The following is a 23,050-nucleotide window of genomic DNA, read 5'->3' on the forward strand; positions in this document are numbered from 1 at the left end:
AAATCCAGTGTGGGAGCGAGCCTGCTCGCGATGGGTGTGCAGCACCTCAGTTTTTGACCGGCGGCTTGCGCAGCAAGCTCAATGCCATCCCCGCGAGGACCAGTACGCTGATCAGCAACACCGCCCACAAGCCGATCTTCTTCCAGTTGGTCTCGATGGTCGCAGGCGTGGAGGCGGTAACCGGTGTCGAGGTGGCCGCACCGCTCAGCGTCGCCGTACCCAGGGTCGCCAGGCGTGACGGCTTGTAATCGGGCACCAGCGTGGCCAGTGGCAGGCTGGCCGCTTTCGCCGTCGCATTGCCCAGCGCCAGGCTGTAGGGCCCCTCGCCACGCGCCAGGAACACCACCTGGGTCGGGCGCACGGCAAAACGCAAGGCTGGCGCTTGGGCACCGAGGCCGCCGCCTCGCTCGTCCACCGTCAGCTTCAATTGCTGCACGGTCTGCCCCGACAGCTGCAGTTGGTTTTGCAGCACATCCTGGCCGTTCTGGGTCAGGCGATACAGCAAGCCGCTGCCCAGCGATTGCCACGGCTGGCTGCTTTCACGCCGTCCGGCCAGGGTCACCGGTGCCAGGCTGTTGGCCTGGCTCAGTTCGACCTGCACCTGTTCGACATTCAACCCCATGGGCAACTGCCAGGTGTATTGCCCAGCCTTCGTGGTGCTACCGGCCAAAGGCTGCGACCAGACCAACGGCAACGGCAGGCTCTCGCGACTGCCGCTCTGCAACTGGGCCGAGGTCAACACCGGCGCCGATGATGGCGATTCCCATAACAACCGCAGATAACGCGCCGGCTGTCCTGGCAAGCTGACCTCATGCTGCTCCACTCGCTCATCAGCAAAGGTCAGCCGCGCCACCTGGCCTTCGCCCCACGCCTGCCAGTGTTGCAGGTCGTCACTGGCTTCGATGGTGAAGCGCTGGAAGCCGTCGCGCTCGCTGGTCCAGTCGAGGATCAGCTGCTGCAAGGGCGCCTTGATCGCACTGGCATCCAGCAGCCAGCCGCGCAGTTCCTCCTCCCCCGCCTCGAGCCGGCTGGACGGTTGCACCTGCACCAGCGTGCCGTTGGCGCTCGATTGCACCCGTACGCTGGGCGCGCGCTCGTTGTCATCGGCGGCGTTGTACAACGGGAACCACTTCACGTCGGTGGTGCTGTTTTCCCGGCTCCGGGCCGTCTCGCGAACCAATGCGTAGGCCTGTGCCTGCCCGGCGGCGTTGAACACCCGCAGGTCGCTCAGATCGGTCTGGCGCGCTTGCAACTGAATCTCCAGGGGCAACGCCAGGCGATACCAAGGCCCCTCGCCGCTCAAGGCCAATTGCACCTGATGGGCAAAGTCCGCCGGCTGTTCCTGGGCCGTCACCGACAAGGCCACCCACAACCCCACCACGCCCAACCCGATGCGACTCAACTTGTGACTCAAGACGACACTCCCTCACTGACAGGTATTGGCGGCTCGGTCCGCGAGCCCCCTTCCGGGCGTTTTGGCGGCAGCGGCGCGAAGTAGCCCACCACCAACAGCAATACACCCACGCCGATAAACGACACGATCCGCGCCAGACCGCCACGGTTGCTCAATTCGACAAAGAACAGCTTGGCCACCACCACGGCGATCAACGCCGCACCGATCAGCCAGACCTCACGACGATGGCGCAAATGCCCGCCGATCATCAGGCCCAGGGCAATCAGGGTCCAGACGATGGACAGCCCGGCCTGCACGAACATGGATTCGAGCAACGCATCCAGCTCGAACGGCACGCCGATCCAATGGTGGGCACTGCGCATCACCACGGCGGTGAAGAACGCGAACAGCGACACGCCGGCGATCAACTGGGCGACGTGTCCGGCATGACCCCACCGGATTGCCAGTTGCGCCACCGCGCTGCGGGCCCACGCGTAGACGCCAAACAAGGCGAACAGCAAGCCCAGCTCCAACGGGTTGAGCAGCGGCACATAGGGCAACGGCTCGGCGCTGCCGTCGCTGAAGGTGTTGGCCAGCCAGAACCAGCCCAGCATCAACAGGGCCAGGGGTGCCGCCGCGTACACACGATATTCGCGCGAATGGGCCGAGACCGGCCACGGCCAGGCCCGCGGCGCGGCCATCAGCACCAGGTACAGGCTCGGCAGAATCGCCCAACCCAGCCAGCGCCAGGCGTTGTACTGCTCGGACAGCAGCAGCAGGCCGTAGCGCACCTCCAGCGCCAGCACACCGATCAGCAGCCAGCAACCGAGCACATGGGCGGTGCTGCGCGCCCGGGCCGGTAGCAGCGGTGCCAGACGTTTCAGGGAAAGCAAATGCACGGCGAACACGGCCAACCAGGCCAGCCAGCCGAAATCCGCCGCCGGGTGATAACGGCTGTGCCCAGTCGCGACCAGCACACAGCCGGCCACAGGTATCAGCAAGGTGCATAGCAACCCCATCGCCGGCCATTTCAAACGCAGCGCCAGCAATGCCCACAGCGCTACACTGATTGCCGCGACGATCAGCATCAAATGACCTTGCAGGTGCTGCGGTGCAAAGCGCAGCACTTCGCTGCCCCACGCCAGCGCCCACCAGCCTGCCCCCCAGACCAGCAGCAACTCGGACAACCGCTGCAAGCTCAAGGCCTGGAACACCGCCGACGGATGACCGCGCTGCAATCGCCAGGCGCCTACCAGCGCCGCCAACCCCAGTACCAGCGGCGTCCAGAACCCGCTGTGGGCCAGGGGCCGCAGATCCTCGGCACTCAGCGGCCCGAGCAGCGCCGACCCGGCGGCAAGAAACGCCGCGCCGCCGATCAACTGCAACAACAGGCCAAACACGAAACTCACGCGCTGCTTCAGGTACAGGCTCAGCCAGATGATCAGCAGGCCGCTGGCCGCCCATACACCGCTCGCCGTTTGCCAGGGCAGGACGAAGAGCACGGCAAGGTTGATCAGCACCAACCCAGCCAGCAGCACCACCGACAGCCCGCGTAGCAATCGGACATCGTTGCGCACCATGTCATCGCGTGCCGCCAACAGCATGCCGCCAATCAGCGCCAGGCCGATCAGGGAGGCGCTGAGCAAACCGCTCCAGCCAGCGCTGAACACGGCGGTCGAATCCCCTTCGGCCCCCTGCAAACGCAACAGGAACAGCGCACCGCCCAGCAACTGCACCGCGAACGCGGTAAACAGAAAGCTGCGCGATTGCAGGCGCAGGCCCGCGAACAGCGTCGCCAGACCGGCCAAGGCCCAGGCGATGGCAGTGCCGTGAGTGAAGAAGAACAACGGCGCCAGCAGATAGAGAAAACTCAAGCCCAGCACTGCCAGCACCGGCAGGCCTTGGCGCTCCCAGCGTGTGGCGTGCTCAGGCGCGGTCTTGCGCAACTGGTAGAAACTGAACAGCAAGGCGCCACCCAGCATCAACGCCCCCAGCGGGGCGCCATCGATCAGGCTGCTGTCGCCCTGACGCAACTCGCTGACAAAAGCCAGCGCCGAGCCCAGTTGCAGCAGCAAGGCAAAAGCCCGAGCCAAAGGCCGCTGCTGACGCAGGCCCAGCCAGAAAATCCCCGCCCCTTCCACGGCCCATGCCGCCGCGGTCCACCGAGCATCGAGGCCCAGGGGAATCGCCAGGCTGGCAAAAACCACCCCCAAGGCCAGGCAGGTTTCGGCCAACAGGACGGCGCGCCCCCCCATCAATCCCCGCGCCAGTCCCATGTAGATGATGCCCAGGGCCAGGGCGCTGAACGCTGCGGCGAACTCCAGATGCTGCACCAGCGCGAACTGCAGACCGAACCCCACCAGGGGCGGGCCGAACAACAGGGTGCCGTCCACGTAGTCGCCCTTGCGGGCCGACCAGCGCAATAGCGCATCGCGGCCTTCGTCCTCGGGCCCGTCGCCCATTTCCAGCAGCTTGCGTCGGGTAAACAACAAGCCGATCGCCAGGTACATCAGGAAGAAAACAATCAGGAACGGCTCGGTGCTCCAGAGCACTTCCGGCCCATAAGAGCGCAAGCCCCAGGCGAAACCGATGCCGAAGGTGCCGACAAAACCAATCAGGTTGAGCAGGCGCCAGGCCTTGAACCAGGCAATCGCCAGAATGCCGGCATTGAGCAGGATGAAGTAGCTGAACAGCGCGACATGGTTACCGCTGCCGGTGGACGTCAGGATCGGCGCGGCAAACCCGCCCAACGCTGCCACCGCAGCCAGGCCGAGGGCATTTTGGGTGACCGCCAGAATCGCCGAGAACACCGTGACCGCCACCAGCAAGCCCAAGGCCGCTTTCGAGTCGAGCAGCGGATGCAGGCGCATGGCGGCGAACACGGTCAGGTACAGCACGGCGATCCCGGTGCCCTGCAACATCAGCGCGTAGTTGCTGTTGCGCTGGCGCAGCCACCAGCCCAGGCCTAACAGGCCCAACGCACTGGCCGCGACGCCGGCATAACGCAACTCGATGGGCACGACCATGCCTTCAGTGGCATAGCGCAGCAGAAACGCCAGGCCGAGGAACAACAGCACCACCCCGACCCGCAATACGGTATTACCGCCAAACAGCCAGTTACGCGCCCCCGCGACGGCACGCTCGAACAGATTCGGACCACGAGGGGCAGCCGGTTCCGGCTGGACCGGTTTGGGGGCGGCCGGCGCAGACTTCCATACGTCGTCGGGCAACGGCTGGCTGGCTTGTGTGGTCATCGCCGGAAGGGCTTCAAGGTCAGGCGGCAGTTCCCAGACCAGCTCCGGTTCAGGTGGAATTTCGGATTCCGGTGCCTGGGCCACGACGATCTCGGGCGATGGCGGCGGTTCGGAGGCTGCGACCGTGCTGCGCTCAAGCGCGATCAGCCGCTGCTCCAGTGCGCTCAAGGTGCGCTGGGCCGTTTGCAACTGGTTCTGCTGTTCGGCGGCGTGGGCGCCGAGGCGACGCAGACCAATCCCCTGAGCGATGCCAAGGCCCAGTAACGCGCCTATCAGCGCATCGGCGAACGACTCATCCACCACCCAGCCAAATGCCAGGCCCAACAGCATCAAAATCCATTGCATGGTCGATATCCCTAAGCGGCCCTTTGCGGGCGTAACCGGGGTGAAGCGGTGCCTGGTTCAGTCTAGTGGAACCACACAAACCTTGTGGGAGCGAGCCTGCTCGCGATAGCGGTCCGTCAGTTACCAAACAGGTTGGCTGACACACCGTTATCGCGAGCAGGCTCGCTCCCACAATGGATTGCTGGCGCCTCAAGTACTAAACCGGCCACACAGCCCGGCGAAACTGGCGCTTAGTATATCGACCAAGCCCAACCACCGTTGGGCTTCGCTCACATTTCCTGCAACTGCTACTCCAGGGCTTTCCAGATGTCGGTGGCGTATTCCCGAATGGTCCGGTCGGAGGAAAACCAGCCCATGCGCGCGGTGTTGAGCACCGCCGAACGCCACCAGTGCTGGGCGTCGTGCCAACGTTCTTCGACCCTGGCCTGGGCATCCCAGTAAGAGTCGAAGTCGGCGCAGACCAGAAAGCGATCGTAATCCACCAGCGAATCGACAAGCCCGGTGTAGCGCATCGGATCGTCCGGCGAAAACACCCCGCCGCGAATAGCCTGCAACACATCGTTGAGGCGATGGGACGCGGCAATGTCCGGCGCGGCACTGAACTCGCCGTTCTGCTTGCGGGCCTCCACCTGCTCGGCCGTCAGGCCGAAGATGAACATGTGCTCACCGCCCACGCGCTCATGCATCTCCACGTTGGCGCCGTCCATGGTGCCGATAGTCAGCGCACCGTTAAGACCGAACTTCATGTTACTGGTGCCTGACGCTTCAAAACCGGCCGTGGATATCTGCTCGGAAAGGTCCGCCGCCGGGATGATGCTCTCGGCCAGGCTGACGTTGTAGTTGGGCAGGAACACCACTTTGAGCAGGCCACGCACGGTCGGGTCGTTGTTCACAACACGGGCGATATCGTTGGTCAGCTTGATGATCAACTTGGCCTGGTGATAACTGGCGGCGGCCTTGCCAGCGAAGATTTTCACCCGTGGCACCCAGTCCACTTCCGGTTCGGCGCGGATCGCCTGGTACAGCGCCACCGTGTGCATCAGGTTGAGCAACTGGCGCTTGTATTCATGGATCCGTTTGACCTGCACGTCGAACATCGCCGCCGGGTTCACGGCAACCCCCAAACGCTCGTGAATCAGATGCGCCAAGGCCTTTTTGCTGTGCAGGCGCTGTTCGGCGAACTGTTTGCGGAACGCCGGCTGATCCGCGAACGGCTCCAGCTCGATCAGGCGTTCCTCGGGGTTGTCGAGCACGCTCGGGCCCAGGGCATCGACCATCATCGAGGTCAGTTCAGCGTTGGCCTGAAACAGCCAGCGGCGGAACGTGATGCCGTTGGTTTTGTTGTTGATCCGCTCGGGATAGAGCTTGTGCAGCTCGGAGAACACCGTGCTGCGCATCAGTTGCGTGTGCAATCCGGACACACCGTTGACGCTGTGGGAACCGAGAAAGGCGAGGTTGCCCATGCGCACCCGGCGGCCATTGTCTTCTTCGATCAGCGACACCGCGCGCAACACGTCGAAATCGTGCACCCCCTTGGACCGCAGAGCATCGATGTGCTGGGCGTTGATCAGGTAAATGATCTGCATGTGTCGGGGCAACATGCGCTCCATCAGCCCCACTGGCCAGGTTTCCAGGGCTTCGGGTAGCAGCGTGTGGTTGGTGTAGGAGAGCGTGTCCTGGGTGATCTGCCAGGCGGCGTCCCAGGCCACGTCGTAGACGTCCACCAATTGGCGCATCAACTCGGCCACGGCGATCGACGGGTGAGTGTCGTTGAGCTGGATCGCCGCGTGGTCGCCCAAGGTCAATACCGAGGTGTGCATGTTGCGATGACGGCGCAACAAATCCTGCAGCGAGGCGGCGACGAAGAAATACTCCTGGCGCAGGCGCAATTCCTGGCCCGCCTCGGTGCTGTCGGCCGGGTACAGCACGCGGGAGATACTTTCGGCCCGGGCCACTTCCGCCACGGCACCCAAATGGTCGCCGGCGTTGAAGCGTTCCAGGTGCAGCTCTTCCATGGCACGGGCGCGCCACAGACGCAGGGTGTTGACGCTGGCACCGCGCCAACCCACCACGGGGGTGTCATAGGCGATGGCTCGCACGGTTTCGCCCGGAGACCAGACTTGCTTGGTATTGCCGGAGGCGTCGGTCACGGTCTCGACGCTGCCGCCGAAGCCGATCGGGTAAACCACTTCCGGCCGCTCGAACTCCCAAGGGTTGCCGAAATCCAGCCAGTGTTCGGTTTGCTCCTGCTGCCAGCCATCAACGATGGCCTGGCGAAACAGGCCGTGCTCGTAACGAATGCCGTAGCCATGGCCGGCAATGCCCAAGGTGGACATGCTTTCCATGAAACATGCCGCCAACCGGCCGAGGCCGCCGTTGCCCAACGCCGCATCGGGTTCGAGCAGGCGAATGCGCTCCAGATCCACGCCCAGTTCGGTCAAGGCTTCGCGCGCAGTGTCCAGCAGGCCGAGGTTGCTCAGGCTGTCATAGAGCAAGCGGCCGATGAGAAATTCCAGGGAGAGGTAATAAACGCGCTTCTGGCCCTTGCGGTAAATCTGCCGCGTGTGGTCCATCCAGTGCTCGACCATATGGTCGCGGGCGGCCAGGGCAATGGCTTCGAACCAGTCGTGATCAAACGCATGATCCGGGTCCTTGCCGACGGCGTAAGTGAGTTTGGTCAACACGGCATCGCGAAATGCAGCCACTTCGGCTTCGCGAACAAGTGGTTCTTGAGTCATTGATGAGACCTCGAACGAGCATGAAATTGTCTGAGCCTAGACGGTCTGACAGGCACTACAGGCGCAGGTTCGTTGGTTTTTCCATGGCGACGGAGAATCGCCGCCAGGGAATTGCCGTATGGGCGAATGAATGCAGGGGCCGTGCCGGTCCTGGGAGAGTTTTACCGGGCTCGAAAAAAAACCGGCAGATGGTCGTTCAAAATTTCACCAGTCCCGGTATGATCGCGCGCCCTGATGCATGCTGGTAAACCTTGATGATGAAGCCCAACCTGATCGCCGCCGCGGAGATCGACCGAATCGATACCTGGGCCAAGTACTCCGCGCCAATGTGCGGTTCCTGCGTGTCGAGCTGCTGCACACTGCCGGTGGAGGTCAAGATCAAGGACCTGATCCGAATCGGTATCGTCGATGAATTCGAACTGGGCGACCCGCCGAAAAACATCGCCAAGCGCCTGCAAAAGGAAGGGATCGTCGAGCGCTATAACCAGAAATCCGAAATCTTCACGCTCCAGCGCATGAGCAACAACGATTGCCTTTATCTGGATCGCAAGAGCCGGTTGTGCACCATTTATGAGAAACGCCCGGATACCTGCCGCAACCATCCGCGGGTCGGGCCGCGCCCGGGGTACTGCGCCTACAAGCCCAAGGAAGTGGAGCGCGAGCGTAATCCGCGGACGTTGGACAAATTCTGATCTACAGATGGTTCAGCGGGGCCTGAACCATTGTCATCGCGAGCAGGCTCGCTCCCACACTGGATTGATGCCGGACACAACATCTGTATCCGCTGAAAATCCACTGTGGGAGCGAGCCTGCTCGCGATAGAGCCCTAAGAAGCGATGCACAAACTCCAGGCATAAAAAAACGCCCCTGATCTCACAATCAGGGGCGTTTTTTTCAGCCATTAACTAAGTCGAAACTCAGTTACCGCTTTTCTTGGCGGCGCGGGTACGCTCGCTTTCGCCAAGGATCTTCTTACGCAGGCGAATCGACTTAGGCGTCACTTCGCACAGTTCGTCTTCCTGCACGAACTCCAGCGCTTGCTCCAGGGTGAACTTGACCGGCGGAACCAATGCGATGGTTTCGTCTTTGCCCGAAGCACGCATGTTGTCGAGCTTCTTGCCTTTGGTCGGGTTCACGCCCAGGTCGTTGTCACGGCTGTTGAGGCCGACGATTTGACCTTCGTAGATGTCCTGGCCGTGCTCGACGAACAGCTTGCCGCGCGCTTGCAGGGTTTCCAGCGAGTAGGTCAGTGCCTTGCCGGTCGCAACCGATACCAGAACACCGTTCTGACGGCCGGACATGTCGCCGGACTTCATCACGTCGTAACGATCGAAGATCGAAGTCAGGATGCCGCCACCGGAGGTCAGGGTCAGGAACTCGTTACGGAAACCGATCAGGCCACGGGCCGGGATGTTGTATTCAAGGCGCACACGGCCCTTGCCATCCGGAACCATGTTGGTCAGGTCGCCTTTGCGCAGGCCCATTTGTTCCATGATCGCGCCCTGGGATTCTTCCGGCAGGTCGATGGTCACGTTTTCGTACGGTTCGTGCTTGACGCCATCAACCATACGGATGATCACTTCAGGACGACCTACGCCCATTTCGAAGCCTTCGCGACGCATCGTTTCGATCAGAACCGAGAGGTGCAGCTCACCACGGCCGGAAACCTTGAACTTGTCGGCCGAGTCGCCTTCTTCAACGCGCAGTGCCACGTTGTAGAGCAGCTCCTTGTCCAGACGCTCCTTGATGTTACGGCTGGTCACGAACTTGCCTTCTTTACCGCAGAATGGCGAGTCGTTGACCTGGAAGGTCATGGAAACGGTTGGCTCATCGACGGTCAACGGCTTCATCGCTTCGACGTTCAGTGGGTCGCACAGAGTGTCGGAGATGAACAGTTGCTCGAAGCCGCTGATGCAGACGATGTCGCCGGCAGCTGCTTCTTCAACGTCGATACGGTGCAGGCCGTGGTGACCCATCAGCTTGAGGATACGACCGTTGCGCTTCTTGCCGTCGGCGTCGATAGCCACGACCGGCGTGTTCGGCTTGATGCGACCACGGGCGATACGGCCAACACCGATCACACCCAGGAAGCTGTTGTAGTCCAGGGCCGAGATTTGCATCTGGAACGGACCGTCACGGTCGACTTTCGGCGCAGGTACGTCGTCGACGATCGACTGGTACAGCGGGGTCATGTCTTCGGCCATGTTGGTGTGGTCCAGACCGGCAATACCGTTCAGGGCCGAGGCGTAGACGACTTTGAAGTCCAGCTGTTCTTCGGTGGCGCCCAGGTTGTCGAACAGGTCGAAAATCTGGTCCAGAACCCAGTCCGGACGCGCGCCTGGACGGTCAACCTTGTTGATGACCACGATCGGACGCAGGCCGGCTTCGAAAGCCTTCTTGGTCACGAAACGGGTTTGCGGCATAGGGCCGTCCTGGGCATCGACCAGCAGCAGCACGGAGTCGACCATCGACATTACGCGCTCTACTTCACCACCGAAGTCGGCGTGGCCCGGGGTGTCCACGATGTTGATGTGGTAGCCATTCCAGTTGATGGCGGTGTTTTTCGCCAGGATGGTAATACCGCGCTCTTTTTCCTGGTCGTTGGAGTCCATCACGCGCTCGTCGTTGAGCTCGTTGCGCTCCAGAGTGCCGGATTGACGCAAGAGTTTGTCTACCAGGGTGGTCTTACCATGGTCAACGTGAGCAATGATGGCGATGTTGCGTAGATTTTCGATCACTTGTGTATCTCGATCAGAGGATTCGGTGTGCTGACAGGTCGTGGCAGCGATTTACGTTGAGTCCGACAAAGCCGTTACAGCCTGTCGGCGGCGTCGGGGGGCCGGTGACGCAGGCCACAGGCAAACAGCCCCGGGCACTTAGCTCGGTCGATAAACGCGCACATTGGCATGCCCCTCACTGAGCAAATGGTGGGCATGCAGGCGACTCATCACGCCTTTGTCGCAATACAACAGGTACTGGCGAGTAGGGTCCAGTTCCTTGAAACGCGCGTTCACTGCATAGAACGGCATCGTTTGTACCTCGATACCGGCGATACTCAGCGGGTCGTCTTCAGCGTCGTCCGGGTGACGGATGTCGATGATGATCTGACCGGCCAGCGCTTCGCCGACTTCTTCAATCTGTATGTCCTGGCCCAATTCATCGATCACCCGATCGATTGGCACCAGCCTGGCGTTTTCGAGCGCACGCTCGAGCACCGCCATGTCGAATTCTTTCTCTTCATGCTCCACACGCCCGCGCTTGGCCGCAGTCTTCGGATTGACCGAGATGACCCCGCAGTATTCCGGCATGTGCCGGGCAAAATCGGCGGTGCCGATCTCGTTGGCCGTGTCGATGATGTCCTGCTTGTGGCTGGCGATCAGCGGGCGCAGCACCAGCTTTTCGGTCACGCAGTCGATCACTGACAGGTTCGGCAGCGTCTGGCTCGACACCTGGGAGATCGCCTCGCCGGTGACCAGCGCATCGATGTGCAGCCGATCGGCGATGCTGGATGCGGCACGCAACATCATACGCTTCAAAATGACGCCCATATGACTGTTATCGACTTTGCCGAGAATCTCGCCCAGGACTTCCTCGAACGGTACGCTCACAAATAACACGCGTTGGGAGCTGCCATACTTCTTCCAGATGAAGTGCGCCACTTCCATTACGCCCAGTTCATGGGCGCGCCCGCCAAGATTGAAGAAGCAGAAATGGCTCATCAGCCCGCGCCGCATGATCTGGTAGGCCGCGACCGTGGAATCGAAACCGCCGGACATCAGCACCAGGGTCTGTTCCAGCGAACCCAGCGGATACCCGCCAATGCTGTCGTGCTGACTGTGGATCACGAACAACCGCTGGTCGCGAATTTCGATGCGCACTTCAATTTGCGGGTCTTTCAATGAAATTCCGGCGGCGCCACACTGCTTGCGCAACTGGCTGCCGACGTATCTCTCCACGTCCATCGAGCTGAACGGGTGTTTGCCGGCGCGCTTGCAGCGCACCGAGAAAATCTTGCCGGCCAGGGCATCACCATAATGCAGCTTGCACTTGGCGAGGATGTCGTCGAAATCCCCCAGCGGGTATTCGTCGACCTGCAGGAAATGCGCGATGCCCGGCATGCAGCTCAGGCGCTCGGTCATTTCCTTGAGAATCTTGGGTTCGCTGACGCGGGTTTCCAGTTCGAGGTTGTCCCACACGCCGTTCACCACCACAGCCGGGTCCAGATCGCGGAGCACGGCACGGATGTTCTTGGCCAACTGGCGGATGAAACGCATCCGTACCGGGCGGCTCTTGATGGTGATCTCGGGGAAGACTTTTACGATTAGTTTCATGAAAACAGCGCGCGAACGGCCAGCCGAAAAAGGGGGGCGCGGATTATAGCGGAAATTGCTCAAGGTTTAACCAGTTAATGTGCACTCGGTTTTCAACGCACCAAAACAGGTCATATCTCGCAAGTTACGCCACATTGCAGTGCGCAATTGTTCGACAATCCGCGAATACAGGCTATAAAAGCGTGGATTTGGTGCAAAAAACCCATGCTGGGGCACTGGCATGCAAATTGCTCCCTTGTGAGGCAGGTTGCCTTGGCAGAGTATTCGCGCCGGCATCACCCATATCTAAGGGCACACCATTACCCGCCCGAAGCCACCCGGAGGACATATGTCGAAGTCGGTTCAACTCATCAAAGATCATGACGTCAAGTGGATTGATCTGCGCTTCACTGACACCAAAGGCACTCAACATCACGTGACCATGCCGGCCCGTGATGCGCTGGACGACGAATTCTTTGAAATCGGAAAGATGTTCGACGGTTCCTCCATCTCTGGCTGGAAAGGCATCGAAGCCTCCGACATGATCCTGATGCCGGACGACGAAACTGCCGTCCTGGACCCGTTCACCGAAGAGCCGACCCTGATCCTGGTCTGCGACATCATCGAACCTTCGACCATGCAAGGCTATGACCGCGACCCACGCGCCATCGCCCACCGTGCCGAGGAATACCTGAAGTCCACCGGTATCGGCGACACCGCTTTCTTCGGCCCTGAGCCTGAGTTCTTCATCTTCGACTCGGTCAAGTTCAAGTCCGACATCTCCGGCTCCATGTTCAAGATCTTCTCCGAACAAGGTTCGTGGATGTCCGACCAGGACGTGGAAGGCGGTAACAAAGGCCACCGTCCTGGTATCAAGGGCGGCTACTTCCCGGTTCCACCGTTCGACTTCGACCACGAGATCCGTACCTCCATGTGCAACGCGCTGGAAGAAATGGGCCAGACCGTCGAAGTTCACCACCACGAAGTGGCGACTGCCGGCCAGAACGAAATCGGCGTGAAATTCAACACGCTGGTCAAGAAGGCTGACGAAGTCCAGACCCTGAAGTACTGCGTACACAACGTTGCTGATGCATACGGCCGCACCGCGACCTTCATGCCGAAGCCTCTGTACGGCGACAACGGTTCGGGCATGCACGTGCACATGTCGATCTCCAAAGACGGCAAGAACACCTTCGCTGGCGAAGGTTATGCCGGCCTGTCGGACACCGCTCTGTACTTCATCGGCGGTATCATCAAGCACGGTAAGGCCCTGAACGGCTTCACCAACCCGTCGACCAACTCCTACAAGCGTCTGGTACCAGGCTTCGAAGCACCGGTCATGCTGGCCTACTCGGCTCGTAACCGTTCCGCCTCGATCCGTATTCCTTACGTCAACAGCCCTAAGGCTCGCCGTATCGAAGCCCGTTTCCCGGATCCGGCTGCCAACCCGTACCTGGCCTTCGCTGCACTGATGATGGCCGGTCTGGACGGTATCCAGAACAAGATCCACCCTGGCGATGCCGCCGACAAAAACCTGTATGACCTGCCGCCTGAAGAGGCCAAGGAAATCCCACAGGTTTGTGGCAGCCTGAAAGAAGCCCTGGAAGAGCTGGACAAGGGCCGTGCGTTCCTGACCAAGGGCGGCGTATTCAGCGATGACTTCATCGACGCTTACATCGCACTGAAAAGCGAAGAAGAAATCAAGGTTCGCACCTTCGTACACCCACTGGAATATGAGCTGTACTACAGCTGCTGATCCGGTAGCGTCGCCCCACGCGGCGTGAATAAAAAGAGGCCTCCTTCGGGAGGCCTTTTTTATGGGCGCAGGTTACGTGCATGATTGTCTGCGCCCTCCACTATTCGAAGACGAGATCACCCATGACTTCGCGCGTTTCATTCTGCCTTGCTCTGTCTGCCGCGTTGTTGGGCACCGCCGCCCAGGCCGCCACCGCACCCACCACCCTCGCCCCACTGCTCGGCACCATAGGCGAGCGCCTGGCCATTGCCGATCAGGTCGCCCTGAGCAAGTGGGACAGCCGCAAACCGGTGGAAGATCGCCAGCGCGAACGCGAGGTGATCGCCGCTGCCGTCGCCCAGGCACCAGCTTACAAACTGAGCAGTGAAGCGGTAGAGGCGTTTTTCGCCGCACAAATAGAAGCCAACAAACTGGTGCAATACGCGCATCTGTCCGACTGGCAACTGCAAGGCAAAGCCCCGGACGCACCGCGCCCGGACCTGGTTGGGCAGATCCGCCCGCAGCTGGATCAACTGCAAAAACGCCTGCTGCAACAACTGGCCGACTTCAGCCCCTACCGCACCGACCCGCAATGCCCGCAATGGCTGGCCCAGGCCACCCATACCGTCAGTAACGACCCGTTGCGGCAAATGGCGCTGGTTCGGGCGACCGCAGAGCTGTGCGTCCTCACAAAATCCTGAGCCCACACATCTTTCCCCTGTGGGAGCGAGCCTGCTCGCGATGAGGCCAGCCCATCTACCACTTGTGTGACTGACACTCCGCCATCGCGAGCAGGCTCGCTCCCACAGGGGTCCAGTGTCGAACCTGGAGGCTGTGAACACCGCCCCCACAAGGGATGGCGTGCAACAACTTGGGCCAACCGCCTCCCCTGACCTATGCTGCAATCCAACACTTTCGGTTTTCGGTTGATTTTATGGGTCGTGGCTTTCCAGGAATGCTGTTGTTGCTGTTGGCGCTGCCAGCCGCCGCACAGATCTACAAATACACCGACGCCGACGGTAACACCGCCTATAGCAACCAGCCGCCCGATGGCATACCGGCCCAGGCAGTGGAGCTGCCGCCACTCAACAGTGTCGAACCCCAGCCCCCGACCAACCCGAACGCTGCTGCGCCCGCCGCGAACCGGGACGAGCCAGGCAACGCCTACGAAACTCTGGAGCTGACAGACATCCCCAGCGAAGAAGCCCTGCGCGCCAACAACGGCACCTTCACCGTTGGCGTCCTGGCTCGGCCGCGTCTGCAAAGCCCCCATCTGTTCAGGTTGTTGCTGGACGGCCAGCCCTATGGCCAGCCGAGCAACGTGCCGCGCCTGCAATTGGTGAATATCGATCGGGGCGAGCACAGCCTGGCGGTACAGGTCATCGACGGCGAACATCTTGTGCAACAGAGCGAAACCGTCATCTTCACCGTGCAACGGGTGCACCGCCCATGATCCGCTGGCTGCTCGTGCTGTGCCTGGCCGTGCTGCCAGGGCTGGGGGCAGCGCAGGTCTATACCTACATCGACGCCCAGGGCAATCGCGTCTTCACCGATCAACCGCGTCCCGGTAACGCACAGAAAGTGCAACTGCCGCCCGCCAACCGGATGGCGACACCGCCCTCCGGCGCAGCCTCGGCGTCGGCGCCTGAAAAAAAGCCCGATCCCATGTTCCGTTACGAAATGCTGCGACTGTTGATCCCTGAACCGGATGCTACGATACGCAGCACAGCGGGGGAACTGATCGTCACGGTCACCAGCGAACCCGGTTTGCAAAAAGGCCACCGCTACCGACTGCTACTGGATGGCAACCCCACAGGCGAACCTGGACCCAGCCCAGTGTTCGCGCTGAGCAACATTGATCGGGGCAGCCATCATCTGGCGGTAGAGATTCTCGATGAGCAGGGCCGCATCGTCGAACGTACCGCCAACCAGCCCTTCCACATGCAGCGCATTTCCCTGGCGCAGAAACGCCGCATCAAACCCTGCGCCACCGCCGACTACGGCCAGCGTCCCGAATGCCCCCTCACCGACAAGCCCGCAGAAGAGCAAAGCAGCATCCTGCCGTTCTTCTAACGCCCGCCTGGATGGCGCACTATATTGGTGCAAGTGTCTGCACCCTACTCAAATTCCAGCCCATTTTGGTTCGAAAGTACCCGAAAAAGCTGGCAGAACGCCACGCAATCGGGCGAAAAAGGTTCGTTTGAGGCTCTAAACGCTTCTTTTCGGAGCCTTGGTTTGGTTTTTGCATTTTCCTTGTATCGGCGCGTCATACGCGTGCTTGCTTACGCTCCAAAAGAGGTCCTGATGACCATTAGCGACGCACTACACCGCTTGCTACTCGATAACCTCACCACCGCAACCATCCTGCTCGATGCCGAACTGCGGCTCGAGTACATGAACCCGGCGGCAGAGATGCTGCTGGCCGTCAGCGGCCAGCGCAGCCACGGGCAGTTCATCAGCGAGCTGTTCACCGAATCGGCCGAGGCGCTCAACTCCTTGCGCCAGGCAGTGGAGCAGGCGCACCCGTTCACCAAGCGCGAAGCGATGCTCACCGCCCTGACCGGCCAGACACTGACCGTGGATTACGCGGTAACACCGATCCTGAACAACGGTGCCACGCTGTTGCTGCTGGAGGTGCATCCCCGTGATCGCCTGCTGCGCATCACCAAGGAAGAGGCTCAGTTGTCCAAGCAGGAAACCAGCAAGATGCTGGTGCGCGGCCTGGCCCATGAGATCAAGAACCCCCTCGGCGGGATTCGCGGCGCGGCGCAACTGTTGGCCCGGGAGCTGCCCGAAGAAAGTCTCAAGGACTACACCAACGTCATCATTGAAGAAGCCGACCGCTTGCGCAATCTGGTGGATCGCATGCTCGGCTCCAACAAGCTGCCGTCCCTGGCGATGTGCAACGTTCACGAAGTGCTGGAGCGCGTCAGCAGCCTGGTGGAAGCCGAGAGCCAGGGGTGCATCACCTTGGTGCGCGACTACGACCCGAGCATTCCCGATGTTTTGATCGATCGCGAGCAGATGATCCAGGCGGTGCTGAACATCGTGCGCAACGCCATGCAGGCCATCAGCAGCCAGAACGAGCTGCGCCTGGGCCGCATCAGCCTGCGCACCCGCGCCATGCGCCAGTTCACCATCGGCCATGTGCGTCATCGCCTAGTGACCAAGATCGAAATCATCGACAACGGCCCGGGCATTCCCGCGGAGTTGCAGGAAACCATCTTCTTTCCCATGGTCAGCGGCCGCCCTGACGGTACCGGGCTGGGCCTGTCCATTACCCAAAACATCATCAGTCAGCATCAGGGCTTGATCGAATGTGAGAGCCATCCCGGCCACACCACCTTTTCGATCTTCCTGCCACTGGAACAAGGAGCCACATCGACATGAGCCGTAGTGAAACCGTGTGGATCGTCGATGACGACCGTTCTATCCGTTGGGTCCTGGAAAAAGCCTTGCAACAGGAAGGCATGACCACCCAGAGCTTCGACAGCGCCGACGGAGTGATGAGCCGCCTGGCCCGTCAGCAACCGGACGTCATCATCTCCGACATCCGCATGCCCGGCGCTAGCGGTCTGGACCTGCTGGCGCGGATTCGCGAGCAGCACCCACGGCTGCCGGTGATCATCATGACCGCCCATTCGGACCTGGACAGCGCTGTGGCGTCCTATCAGGGGGGTGCTTTCGAGTACCTGCCCAAGCCCTTCGACGTCGATGAGGCCGTGTCACTGGTCAAGCGCGCCAACCAGCACGCCCAGGAACAACAGGGCATGGAAGAGGTGCCTGCGCTGGCGCGCACCCCGGAAATCATCGGTGAAGCGCCGGCAATGCAGGAAGTGTTTCGCGCCATTGGGCGTTTGAGCCACTCCAACATCACCGTGTTGATCAACGGCGAATCGGGCACCGGTAAAGAACTGGTCGCCCATGCCCTGCACCGCCACAGTCCACGGGCGGCCTCACCGTTCATTGCGCTGAACATGGCGGCGATTCCCAAGGACCTGATGGAGTCCGAGCTGTTCGGTCACGAGAAAGGCGCGTTCACCGGCGCCGCCAACCTGCGGCGCGGGCGCTTCGAACAAGCCGACGGCGGCACCTTGTTCCTCGACGAAATCGGCGACATGCCGGCTGACACCCAGACCCGGCTGTTGCGCGTGCTGGCGGACGGCGAGTTCTATCGGGTGGGCGGCCATACACCGGTCAAGGTCGATGTACGCATCATCGCCGCGACCCACCAGAACCTGGAAACCCTGGTCCACGCGGGCAAATTCCGCGAAGACTTGTTCCATCGCCTGAATGTGATCCGCATTCATATCCCGCGCCTGGCGGACCGTCGCGAAGACATCCCGACCCTGGCCCGGCACTTCCTCAGCCGCGCGGCCCAGGAGCTGGCGGTAGAGCCCAAACTGCTCAAGAGCGAAACCGAGGAATACCTCAAGAACCTGCCGTGGCCCGGCAACGTGCGCCAGCTGGAGAACACCTGCCGCTGGATCACGGTGATGGCGTCCGGTCGCGAAGTGCACATCAGCGATCTTCCACCGGAGCTGCTCAGCCTGCCGCAGGACTCGGCCCCGGTGACCAACTGGGAACAGGCCCTGCGCCAGTGGGCCGACCAGGCCCTGGCCCGCGGCCAATCGAACCTGCTGGACAGCGCCGTACCGAGTTTCGAACGCATCATGATCGAGACCGCCCTCAAGCACACCGCCGGCCGCCGTCGCGACGCCGCGGTGCTGCTGGGCTGGGGCCGCAATACCTTGACCCGCAAGATCAAGGAATTGGGGATGAAGGTTGATGGCGGGGATGATGATGAGGGGGATGAGGGCTGAGCAGCCTTTAGCCCTTCACTGATCTTGAAGGCCCATCGCGAGCAGGCTCGCTCCCACAAAGGTTTGCGGTGTCGCGACTATCTTGTGGGAGCGAGCCTGCTCGCGATGCTTTTGAAGGCTTGATGCACCGCATCGATGCACTGAGAACCGTAATGGCACATGCGCCCCCCCGTCAAAACCAATCAGCCCAACTCGAAGAAACCGCACAAACAAAAGCAAAAGCCCCGAAATACGGGGCTTTGCGCATCATCAGCAGATTTTTTGTGACAAGCCATTTAAAACTGGCACGCCCCCTGCAATAACTCATTCACTACCCAGTTTCGGGGACCTTGGTACAGGCAGGCCGGGGATTCCCCATTTTACATCGGGCTCATCGAGCCCACTGTTTTGGGGGCCTTGATACAGGCAGGTCAAGGTTTCCCTTCTTTACACCCGGGGCTGCGCGTTTAACGCAAGCCCCTCCCGTTTGGGGACCTTGGTACAGGCAGGCCGGGGATTCCCTCTTTTATTGCTCTTGGAGACGGATCTCCAGCCGCCAGCGGTCATCGACCTCGCTGCCGGCCCACTCCCCCCGCAATGGACGCGCCGCCACCAGCGTCAGCAACAACCCTTTGTCACTCAAACGCACCCGCCAGTTCACGTCCTTGCCATTGAGTTTGAGCTGGCCCTTCTGCGGACGGCCCTCTGCCTGGAGCAACAGCGCCACTGAGCCGTCGATGATTTCCCCGTGCAGCTTGGGCTCGTTGTTGAACCAGGCCACCAGCGTCCCGTCGATCACTTCGACCTGTTGCAGCACGCTCGGCTCGGGCGTGGTCAGGCGACCGATCATCAGGCCGACCATCAGACCGAAGATCGCCAAAGACCCCATCACTCGAGGTAATAGCTTCGAACGCTGATCGGTTTGCGGCGTAGAATGCCGCTCATCTTTATCTGCGGAGCCGTGCATGTTTCACGTCATCCTTTTTCAACCGGAAATTCCGCCGAACACCGGCAACGTCATCAGGCTGTGCGCCAACAGCGGCTGCCACCTGCATCTGATCGAACCACTGGGCTTCGAGATGGACGACAAGCGCCTGCGCCGTGCCGGTCTCGATTACCACGAGTATGCCACCCTGCAGCGCCACGCCGACCTCGCCAGCTGTCTGGAGAGCCTGGGGCATCCGCGCTTGTTTGCCTTCACCACCAAGGGTTCGCGGCCATTCCATGATGCCAGCTTCGTCGCGGGCGATGCGTTCCTGTTCGGCCCGGAAAGCCGTGGCCTGCCGGCCGAGGTACTGGAAGCCCTGCCCGCCGATCAGCGTCTGCGCCTGCCGATGCGCGAAGGCTGTCGCAGCCTGAACCTGTCCAACACCGTGGCAGTGGCCGTTTACGAGGCCTGGCGGCAGAACGGTTTTCGGTAACCCTGGCCAGAAACTTCTGTGGGAGCGAGCCTGCTCGCGATAGCGCTGTACCAGTCAACTCAATACTGACTGACATGACGCTATCGCGAGCAGGCTCGCTCCCACAGGTTTATACCTTGTGCTACAGCCGCGATACCGTTTACTGAACGGTCGCGGCGCCTTCTTGCTGCATGCGCTGCAGTTCTTGCGCGTACAGGGCATCGAAGTTCACCGGGGCCAGCATCAGGGCCGGGAACGAACCGCGGGTCACCAGGCTGTCCAGGGTTTCGCGGGCGTACGGGAACAGGATGTTGGGGCAGAAGGCACCCAGGGTGTGGCTCATCGAAGCGGCATCCAGGTTCTTGATCAGGAAGATCCCGGCTTGCTGCACTTCGGCAATGAACGCCACTTCGTCACCGTTCTTCACGGTCACCGACAGGGTCAGCACCACTTCGTGGAAATCATCTTCCAGGGCTTTCTGGCGAGTGTTCAGGTCCAGGCCTACGCTCGGTTCCCACTGCTGGCGAAAGATCGCCGGGCTTTTCGGGGCTTCGAAGGACAGGTCACGCACATAAATACGCTGCAAGGAGAATTGCGGTGCGGTTTCTTCTTCGCTGGCAGCTGTGTTCTGTTGGTCAGTCATCGCAGATCCTTCTTACTTTCAGGTTCTTAGTGGGGAATTCAAGCCTTGAGCATCGCATCGAGCTTGCCGGCGCGATCCAGGGCAAACAGATCATCGCAACCGCCCACGTGGGTGCTGCCGATCCAGATCTGCGGCACGGAGGTACGTCCGGCCTTTTGAGTCATTTCGGCGCGCAGTTGCGGCTTGCCGTCGACCTTGATCTCTTCGAAAGCCACACCTTTGTTCTTGAGCAGGAACTTGGCTCGGGAGCAATAGGGGCAGTAATCGCTGGAATAGACAACAACGTGGGTCATATCACTTCACCAGGGGCAGATTGTCGGCTTTCCAGCTTGCAACGCCACCGGACAGTTTGGCGGCGGTAAAGCCGGACTTCATCAGCTCGCGGGCATGAGTGCCTGCGTGCTGGCCCTGAGCATCCACCAGGATCAGCGTCTTGGCCTTGTGTTTTTCCAGTTCACCGATACGAGCGATCAGTTTGTCCTGGGGAATGTTCACCGCGCCGACAATGTGACCAGCGGCGAAATCCTTGCTCGGGCGGATGTCTACCACCACGCCGGTGTCCTTGTTGACCAGTGCCGTCAGCTCGCCAGTACTGAGACTGCGACCGCCGCCCTGCATCGTATGGGCAACCAGCAACGCCAGCAGTACGACGAAGATACCGACGAGAAGGTAGTGGTTAGTGGCAAATTCAATCAGGTGAGCAACCATCGAAGGAGGTTCCAGGGCGTTAAAATGTCGGCCAGTATACACAGCACACAAGGCCGGCCAAACCCCGCCCGGCGGTGACGGCACCGGAACTTACCTTTAAACTGCCCGTCCCTTTTCCATCGCCTTCTTTTAATCAGCCACGAGTGGATTCCATGACTACCACGCCTAAACCTTTGGTCCTGATGATTCTCGACGGCTTCGGTCACAGTGACAGCCACGAATCCAATGCCGTGTACGCGGCCCGCAAGCCTGTGCTGGACCGTCTGTGGGCCACCGTGCCGAACGGCCTGATCTCCGGCAGCGGCATGGACGTCGGCCTGCCCGACGGACAGATGGGCAACTCCGAAGTCGGCCACATGAACCTCGGCGCGGGCCGCGTGGTGTATCAGGACTTCACCCGCGTGACCAAAGCGATCCGCGACGGCGAGTTCTTTGAAAACCCGACCATCTGCGCTGCTGTGGATAAAGCCGTGGCTGCTGGCAAAGCCGTGCACTTCATGGGCCTGCTGTCCGATGGCGGCGTGCACAGCCATCAGGACCACCTGATCGCCATGGCTGAACTGGCCTTCAAGCGCGGTGCCGAAAAAATCTACCTGCACGCGTTCCTCGATGGCCGCGACACGCCACCAAAAAGCGCCACTTCGTCGATCGAACTGCTCGACAGCACCTTCCAGGCTCTCGGCAAGGGCCGTATCGCCAGCATCGTCGGCCGTTACTACGCCATGGACCGCGATAACCGCTGGGACCGGGTGTCCCAGGCCTACAACCTGATCGTCGAAGGCAACGCCGAGTTCAACGCCGCCACCGCCCAGGAAGGCCTGCAAGCCGCCTACGAGCGGGGTGAAAGCGACGAATTCGTCAAGGCCACCACCATCGGCGAGCCGGTCAAAGTCGAGGACGGCGACGCCGTGGTGTTCATGAACTTCCGCGCCGACCGTGCCCGCGAGCTGACCCGCGTGTTTGTCGAAGACGATTTCAAGGAGTTCGAACGCGCCCGCCAGCCGAAACTGGCCGGCTTCGTGATGCTGACCCAATACGCCGCCAGCATCCCCGCGCCGTCGGCCTTCGCCGCCGGCAGCCTGGAAAACGTTCTGGGCGACTACCTGGCGAAGAACGGCAAGACCCAACTGCGCATCGCTGAAACCGAAAAGTATGCCCACGTGACGTTCTTCTTCTCCGGCGGCCGTGAAGAGCCGTTCCCCGGCGAAGAACGCATCCTGATTCCGTCGCCGAAAGTCGCCACTTATGACCTGCAACCGGAGATGAGCGCACCGGAGGTCACCGACCGCATCGTCGATGCCATCGAGCACCAGCGCTACGACGTGATCGTGGTCAACTACGCCAACGGCGACATGGTCGGCCACAGCGGGGTGTTCGACGCCGCGGTCAAAGCGGTGGAATGCCTGGACACCTGCGTCGGGCGCATCGTCGAGGCGCTGGAAAAAGTCGGCGGTGAAGCGCTGATCACCGCCGACCACGGGAATGTCGAGCAGATGTCCGACGAGTCCACCGGCCAGGCCCACACCGCCCACACCACCGAGCCGGTGCCATTCATCTATGTCGGCAAGCGTGACTTCAAGGTCCGCGATGGCGGCGTACTGGCTGACGTGGCGCCGACGATGCTGATGTTGCTGGGGATGGAGAAGCCGGCGGAGATGACCGGGACGTCGATCCTGGTCTGACCCAACACTTACCAATGTGGGAGCGAGCCTGCTCGCGATA

General features: G+C 61.2%; 18 protein-coding genes. 9 read left to right on the top strand and 9 right to left on the bottom strand.

Annotated features, from left to right (window positions below; genetic code table 11):
* Positions 1-46 precede the first annotated feature (46 nt).
* The 3 genes from CRX69_RS25320 to CRX69_RS25335 all read right to left on the bottom strand — a co-directional run bounded on the left by CRX69_RS25320 (position 47) and on the right by CRX69_RS25335 (position 7,730).
* Positions 47-1,414 carry a DUF3999 domain-containing protein gene (locus CRX69_RS25320; protein ID WP_107323046.1) on the bottom strand — a complete coding sequence of 456 codons (1,368 nt, stop codon included), beginning with the start codon at positions 1,412-1,414 and terminating at the stop codon, positions 47-49.
* The gene (locus CRX69_RS25325; RefSeq protein ID WP_107323047.1) at positions 1,411-4,992 is read right to left on the bottom strand and encodes a DUF2339 domain-containing protein; all 3,582 of its coding nucleotides are present in this window, start codon (positions 4,990-4,992) and stop codon (positions 1,411-1,413) included. Before CRX69_RS25325 ends, CRX69_RS25320 begins: the two co-directional genes overlap by 4 nt.
* A 287-nt stretch (positions 4,993-5,279) precedes the next feature.
* A complete protein-coding gene (locus tag CRX69_RS25335; protein ID WP_076383354.1) occupies positions 5,280-7,730 on the bottom strand; it encodes a glycogen/starch/alpha-glucan phosphorylase in 2,451 nt (816 codons plus the stop codon).
* Between the two features lie 254 nt (positions 7,731-7,984).
* Between CRX69_RS25335 and CRX69_RS25340 the strand changes: the two genes are divergently transcribed.
* A complete protein-coding gene (locus CRX69_RS25340) occupies positions 7,985-8,422 on the top strand; it encodes a YkgJ family cysteine cluster protein (protein ID WP_047226919.1) in 438 nt (145 codons plus the stop codon).
* 225 nt (positions 8,423-8,647) lie between these two features.
* On the opposite strand, the gene typA is transcribed toward CRX69_RS25340, so the two are convergent.
* Together typA and thiI are read right to left on the bottom strand one after the other, a co-directional pair.
* Positions 8,648-10,468, bottom strand: coding sequence for a translational GTPase TypA (typA, locus tag CRX69_RS25345; RefSeq protein WP_047226918.1), 1,821 nt, complete (start codon positions 10,466-10,468; stop codon positions 8,648-8,650).
* A 138-nt stretch (positions 10,469-10,606) separates the two neighbouring features.
* On the bottom strand, positions 10,607-12,061 hold the full coding sequence (gene thiI, locus CRX69_RS25350; protein ID WP_047226917.1) for a tRNA uracil 4-sulfurtransferase ThiI: 1,455 nt from the start codon (positions 12,059-12,061) through the stop codon (positions 10,607-10,609).
* Positions 12,062-12,389: 328 nt separating this feature from the next.
* Between thiI and glnA the strand changes: the two genes are divergently transcribed.
* The 6 genes from glnA to ntrC all read left to right on the top strand — a co-directional run bounded on the left by glnA (position 12,390) and on the right by ntrC (position 18,598).
* Positions 12,390-13,796 (top strand): type I glutamate--ammonia ligase, encoded by a 1,407-nt coding sequence (gene glnA, locus CRX69_RS25360; protein ID WP_014336114.1) that lies wholly within the window; start codon positions 12,390-12,392, stop codon positions 13,794-13,796.
* 122 nt (positions 13,797-13,918) lie between these two features.
* Positions 13,919-14,476, top strand: coding sequence for a chorismate mutase (locus tag CRX69_RS25365; RefSeq protein ID WP_047226916.1), 558 nt, complete (start codon positions 13,919-13,921; stop codon positions 14,474-14,476).
* A gap of 233 nt (positions 14,477-14,709) precedes the next feature.
* Positions 14,710-15,228, top strand: a complete 519-nt coding sequence (locus CRX69_RS25370) for a DUF4124 domain-containing protein (protein WP_047226964.1) — start codon at positions 14,710-14,712, stop codon at positions 15,226-15,228.
* A complete protein-coding gene (locus CRX69_RS25375) occupies positions 15,225-15,848 on the top strand; it encodes a DUF4124 domain-containing protein (RefSeq protein WP_047226915.1) in 624 nt (207 codons plus the stop codon). The genes CRX69_RS25370 and CRX69_RS25375 overlap by 4 nt, the downstream gene beginning before the upstream one ends.
* A gap of 231 nt (positions 15,849-16,079) precedes the next feature.
* Positions 16,080-17,165 (top strand): nitrogen regulation protein NR(II), encoded by a 1,086-nt coding sequence (gene glnL / locus CRX69_RS25380; RefSeq protein ID WP_047226914.1) that lies wholly within the window; start codon positions 16,080-16,082, stop codon positions 17,163-17,165.
* On the top strand, positions 17,162-18,598 hold the full coding sequence (gene ntrC, locus CRX69_RS25385; protein ID WP_047226913.1) for a nitrogen regulation protein NR(I): 1,437 nt from the start codon (positions 17,162-17,164) through the stop codon (positions 18,596-18,598). The genes glnL and ntrC overlap by 4 nt, the downstream gene beginning before the upstream one ends.
* Positions 18,599-19,103: 505 nt before the next feature.
* Here the strand turns inward: ntrC and CRX69_RS25390 are convergent.
* Entirely contained in the window at positions 19,104-19,544 is a 441-nt protein-coding gene (locus CRX69_RS25390) for a hypothetical protein (protein ID WP_076383353.1), read from the bottom strand.
* Between CRX69_RS25390 and trmL the strand changes: the two genes are divergently transcribed.
* Positions 19,543-19,998 (top strand): tRNA (uridine(34)/cytosine(34)/5-carboxymethylaminomethyluridine(34)-2'-O)-methyltransferase TrmL, encoded by a 456-nt coding sequence (gene trmL / locus CRX69_RS25395; protein WP_107323049.1) that lies wholly within the window; start codon positions 19,543-19,545, stop codon positions 19,996-19,998. The genes CRX69_RS25390 and trmL overlap by 2 nt on opposite strands.
* A 139-nt stretch (positions 19,999-20,137) precedes the next feature.
* Here trmL and secB read toward each other — a convergent pair whose 3' ends face one another.
* From secB to CRX69_RS25410, 3 genes are read right to left on the bottom strand one after another with little or no spacing between them, the layout of a single operon-like run.
* Positions 20,138-20,620, bottom strand: a complete 483-nt coding sequence (gene secB, locus CRX69_RS25400; protein ID WP_047226910.1) for a protein-export chaperone SecB — start codon at positions 20,618-20,620, stop codon at positions 20,138-20,140.
* A gap of 38 nt (positions 20,621-20,658) precedes the next feature.
* Positions 20,659-20,913 (bottom strand): glutaredoxin 3, encoded by a 255-nt coding sequence (grxC, locus tag CRX69_RS25405; protein WP_047226909.1) that lies wholly within the window; start codon positions 20,911-20,913, stop codon positions 20,659-20,661.
* Between the two features lies 1 nt (position 20,914).
* Positions 20,915-21,328: a rhodanese-like domain-containing protein gene (locus CRX69_RS25410; RefSeq protein ID WP_047226908.1), complete on the bottom strand. Its 414-nt coding sequence runs from the start codon at positions 21,326-21,328 to the stop codon at positions 20,915-20,917.
* A gap of 152 nt (positions 21,329-21,480) precedes the next feature.
* Here CRX69_RS25410 and gpmI point away from each other — a divergent pair, with 152 nt between their 5' ends.
* Entirely contained in the window at positions 21,481-23,010 is a 1,530-nt protein-coding gene (gene gpmI, locus CRX69_RS25415) for a 2,3-bisphosphoglycerate-independent phosphoglycerate mutase (RefSeq protein ID WP_107323050.1), read from the top strand.
* Positions 23,011-23,050 lie beyond the last annotated feature (40 nt).

The organism is Pseudomonas rhizophila, assembly GCF_003033885.1.
GTDB lineage: Bacteria > Pseudomonadota > Gammaproteobacteria > Pseudomonadales > Pseudomonadaceae > Aquipseudomonas > Aquipseudomonas rhizophila.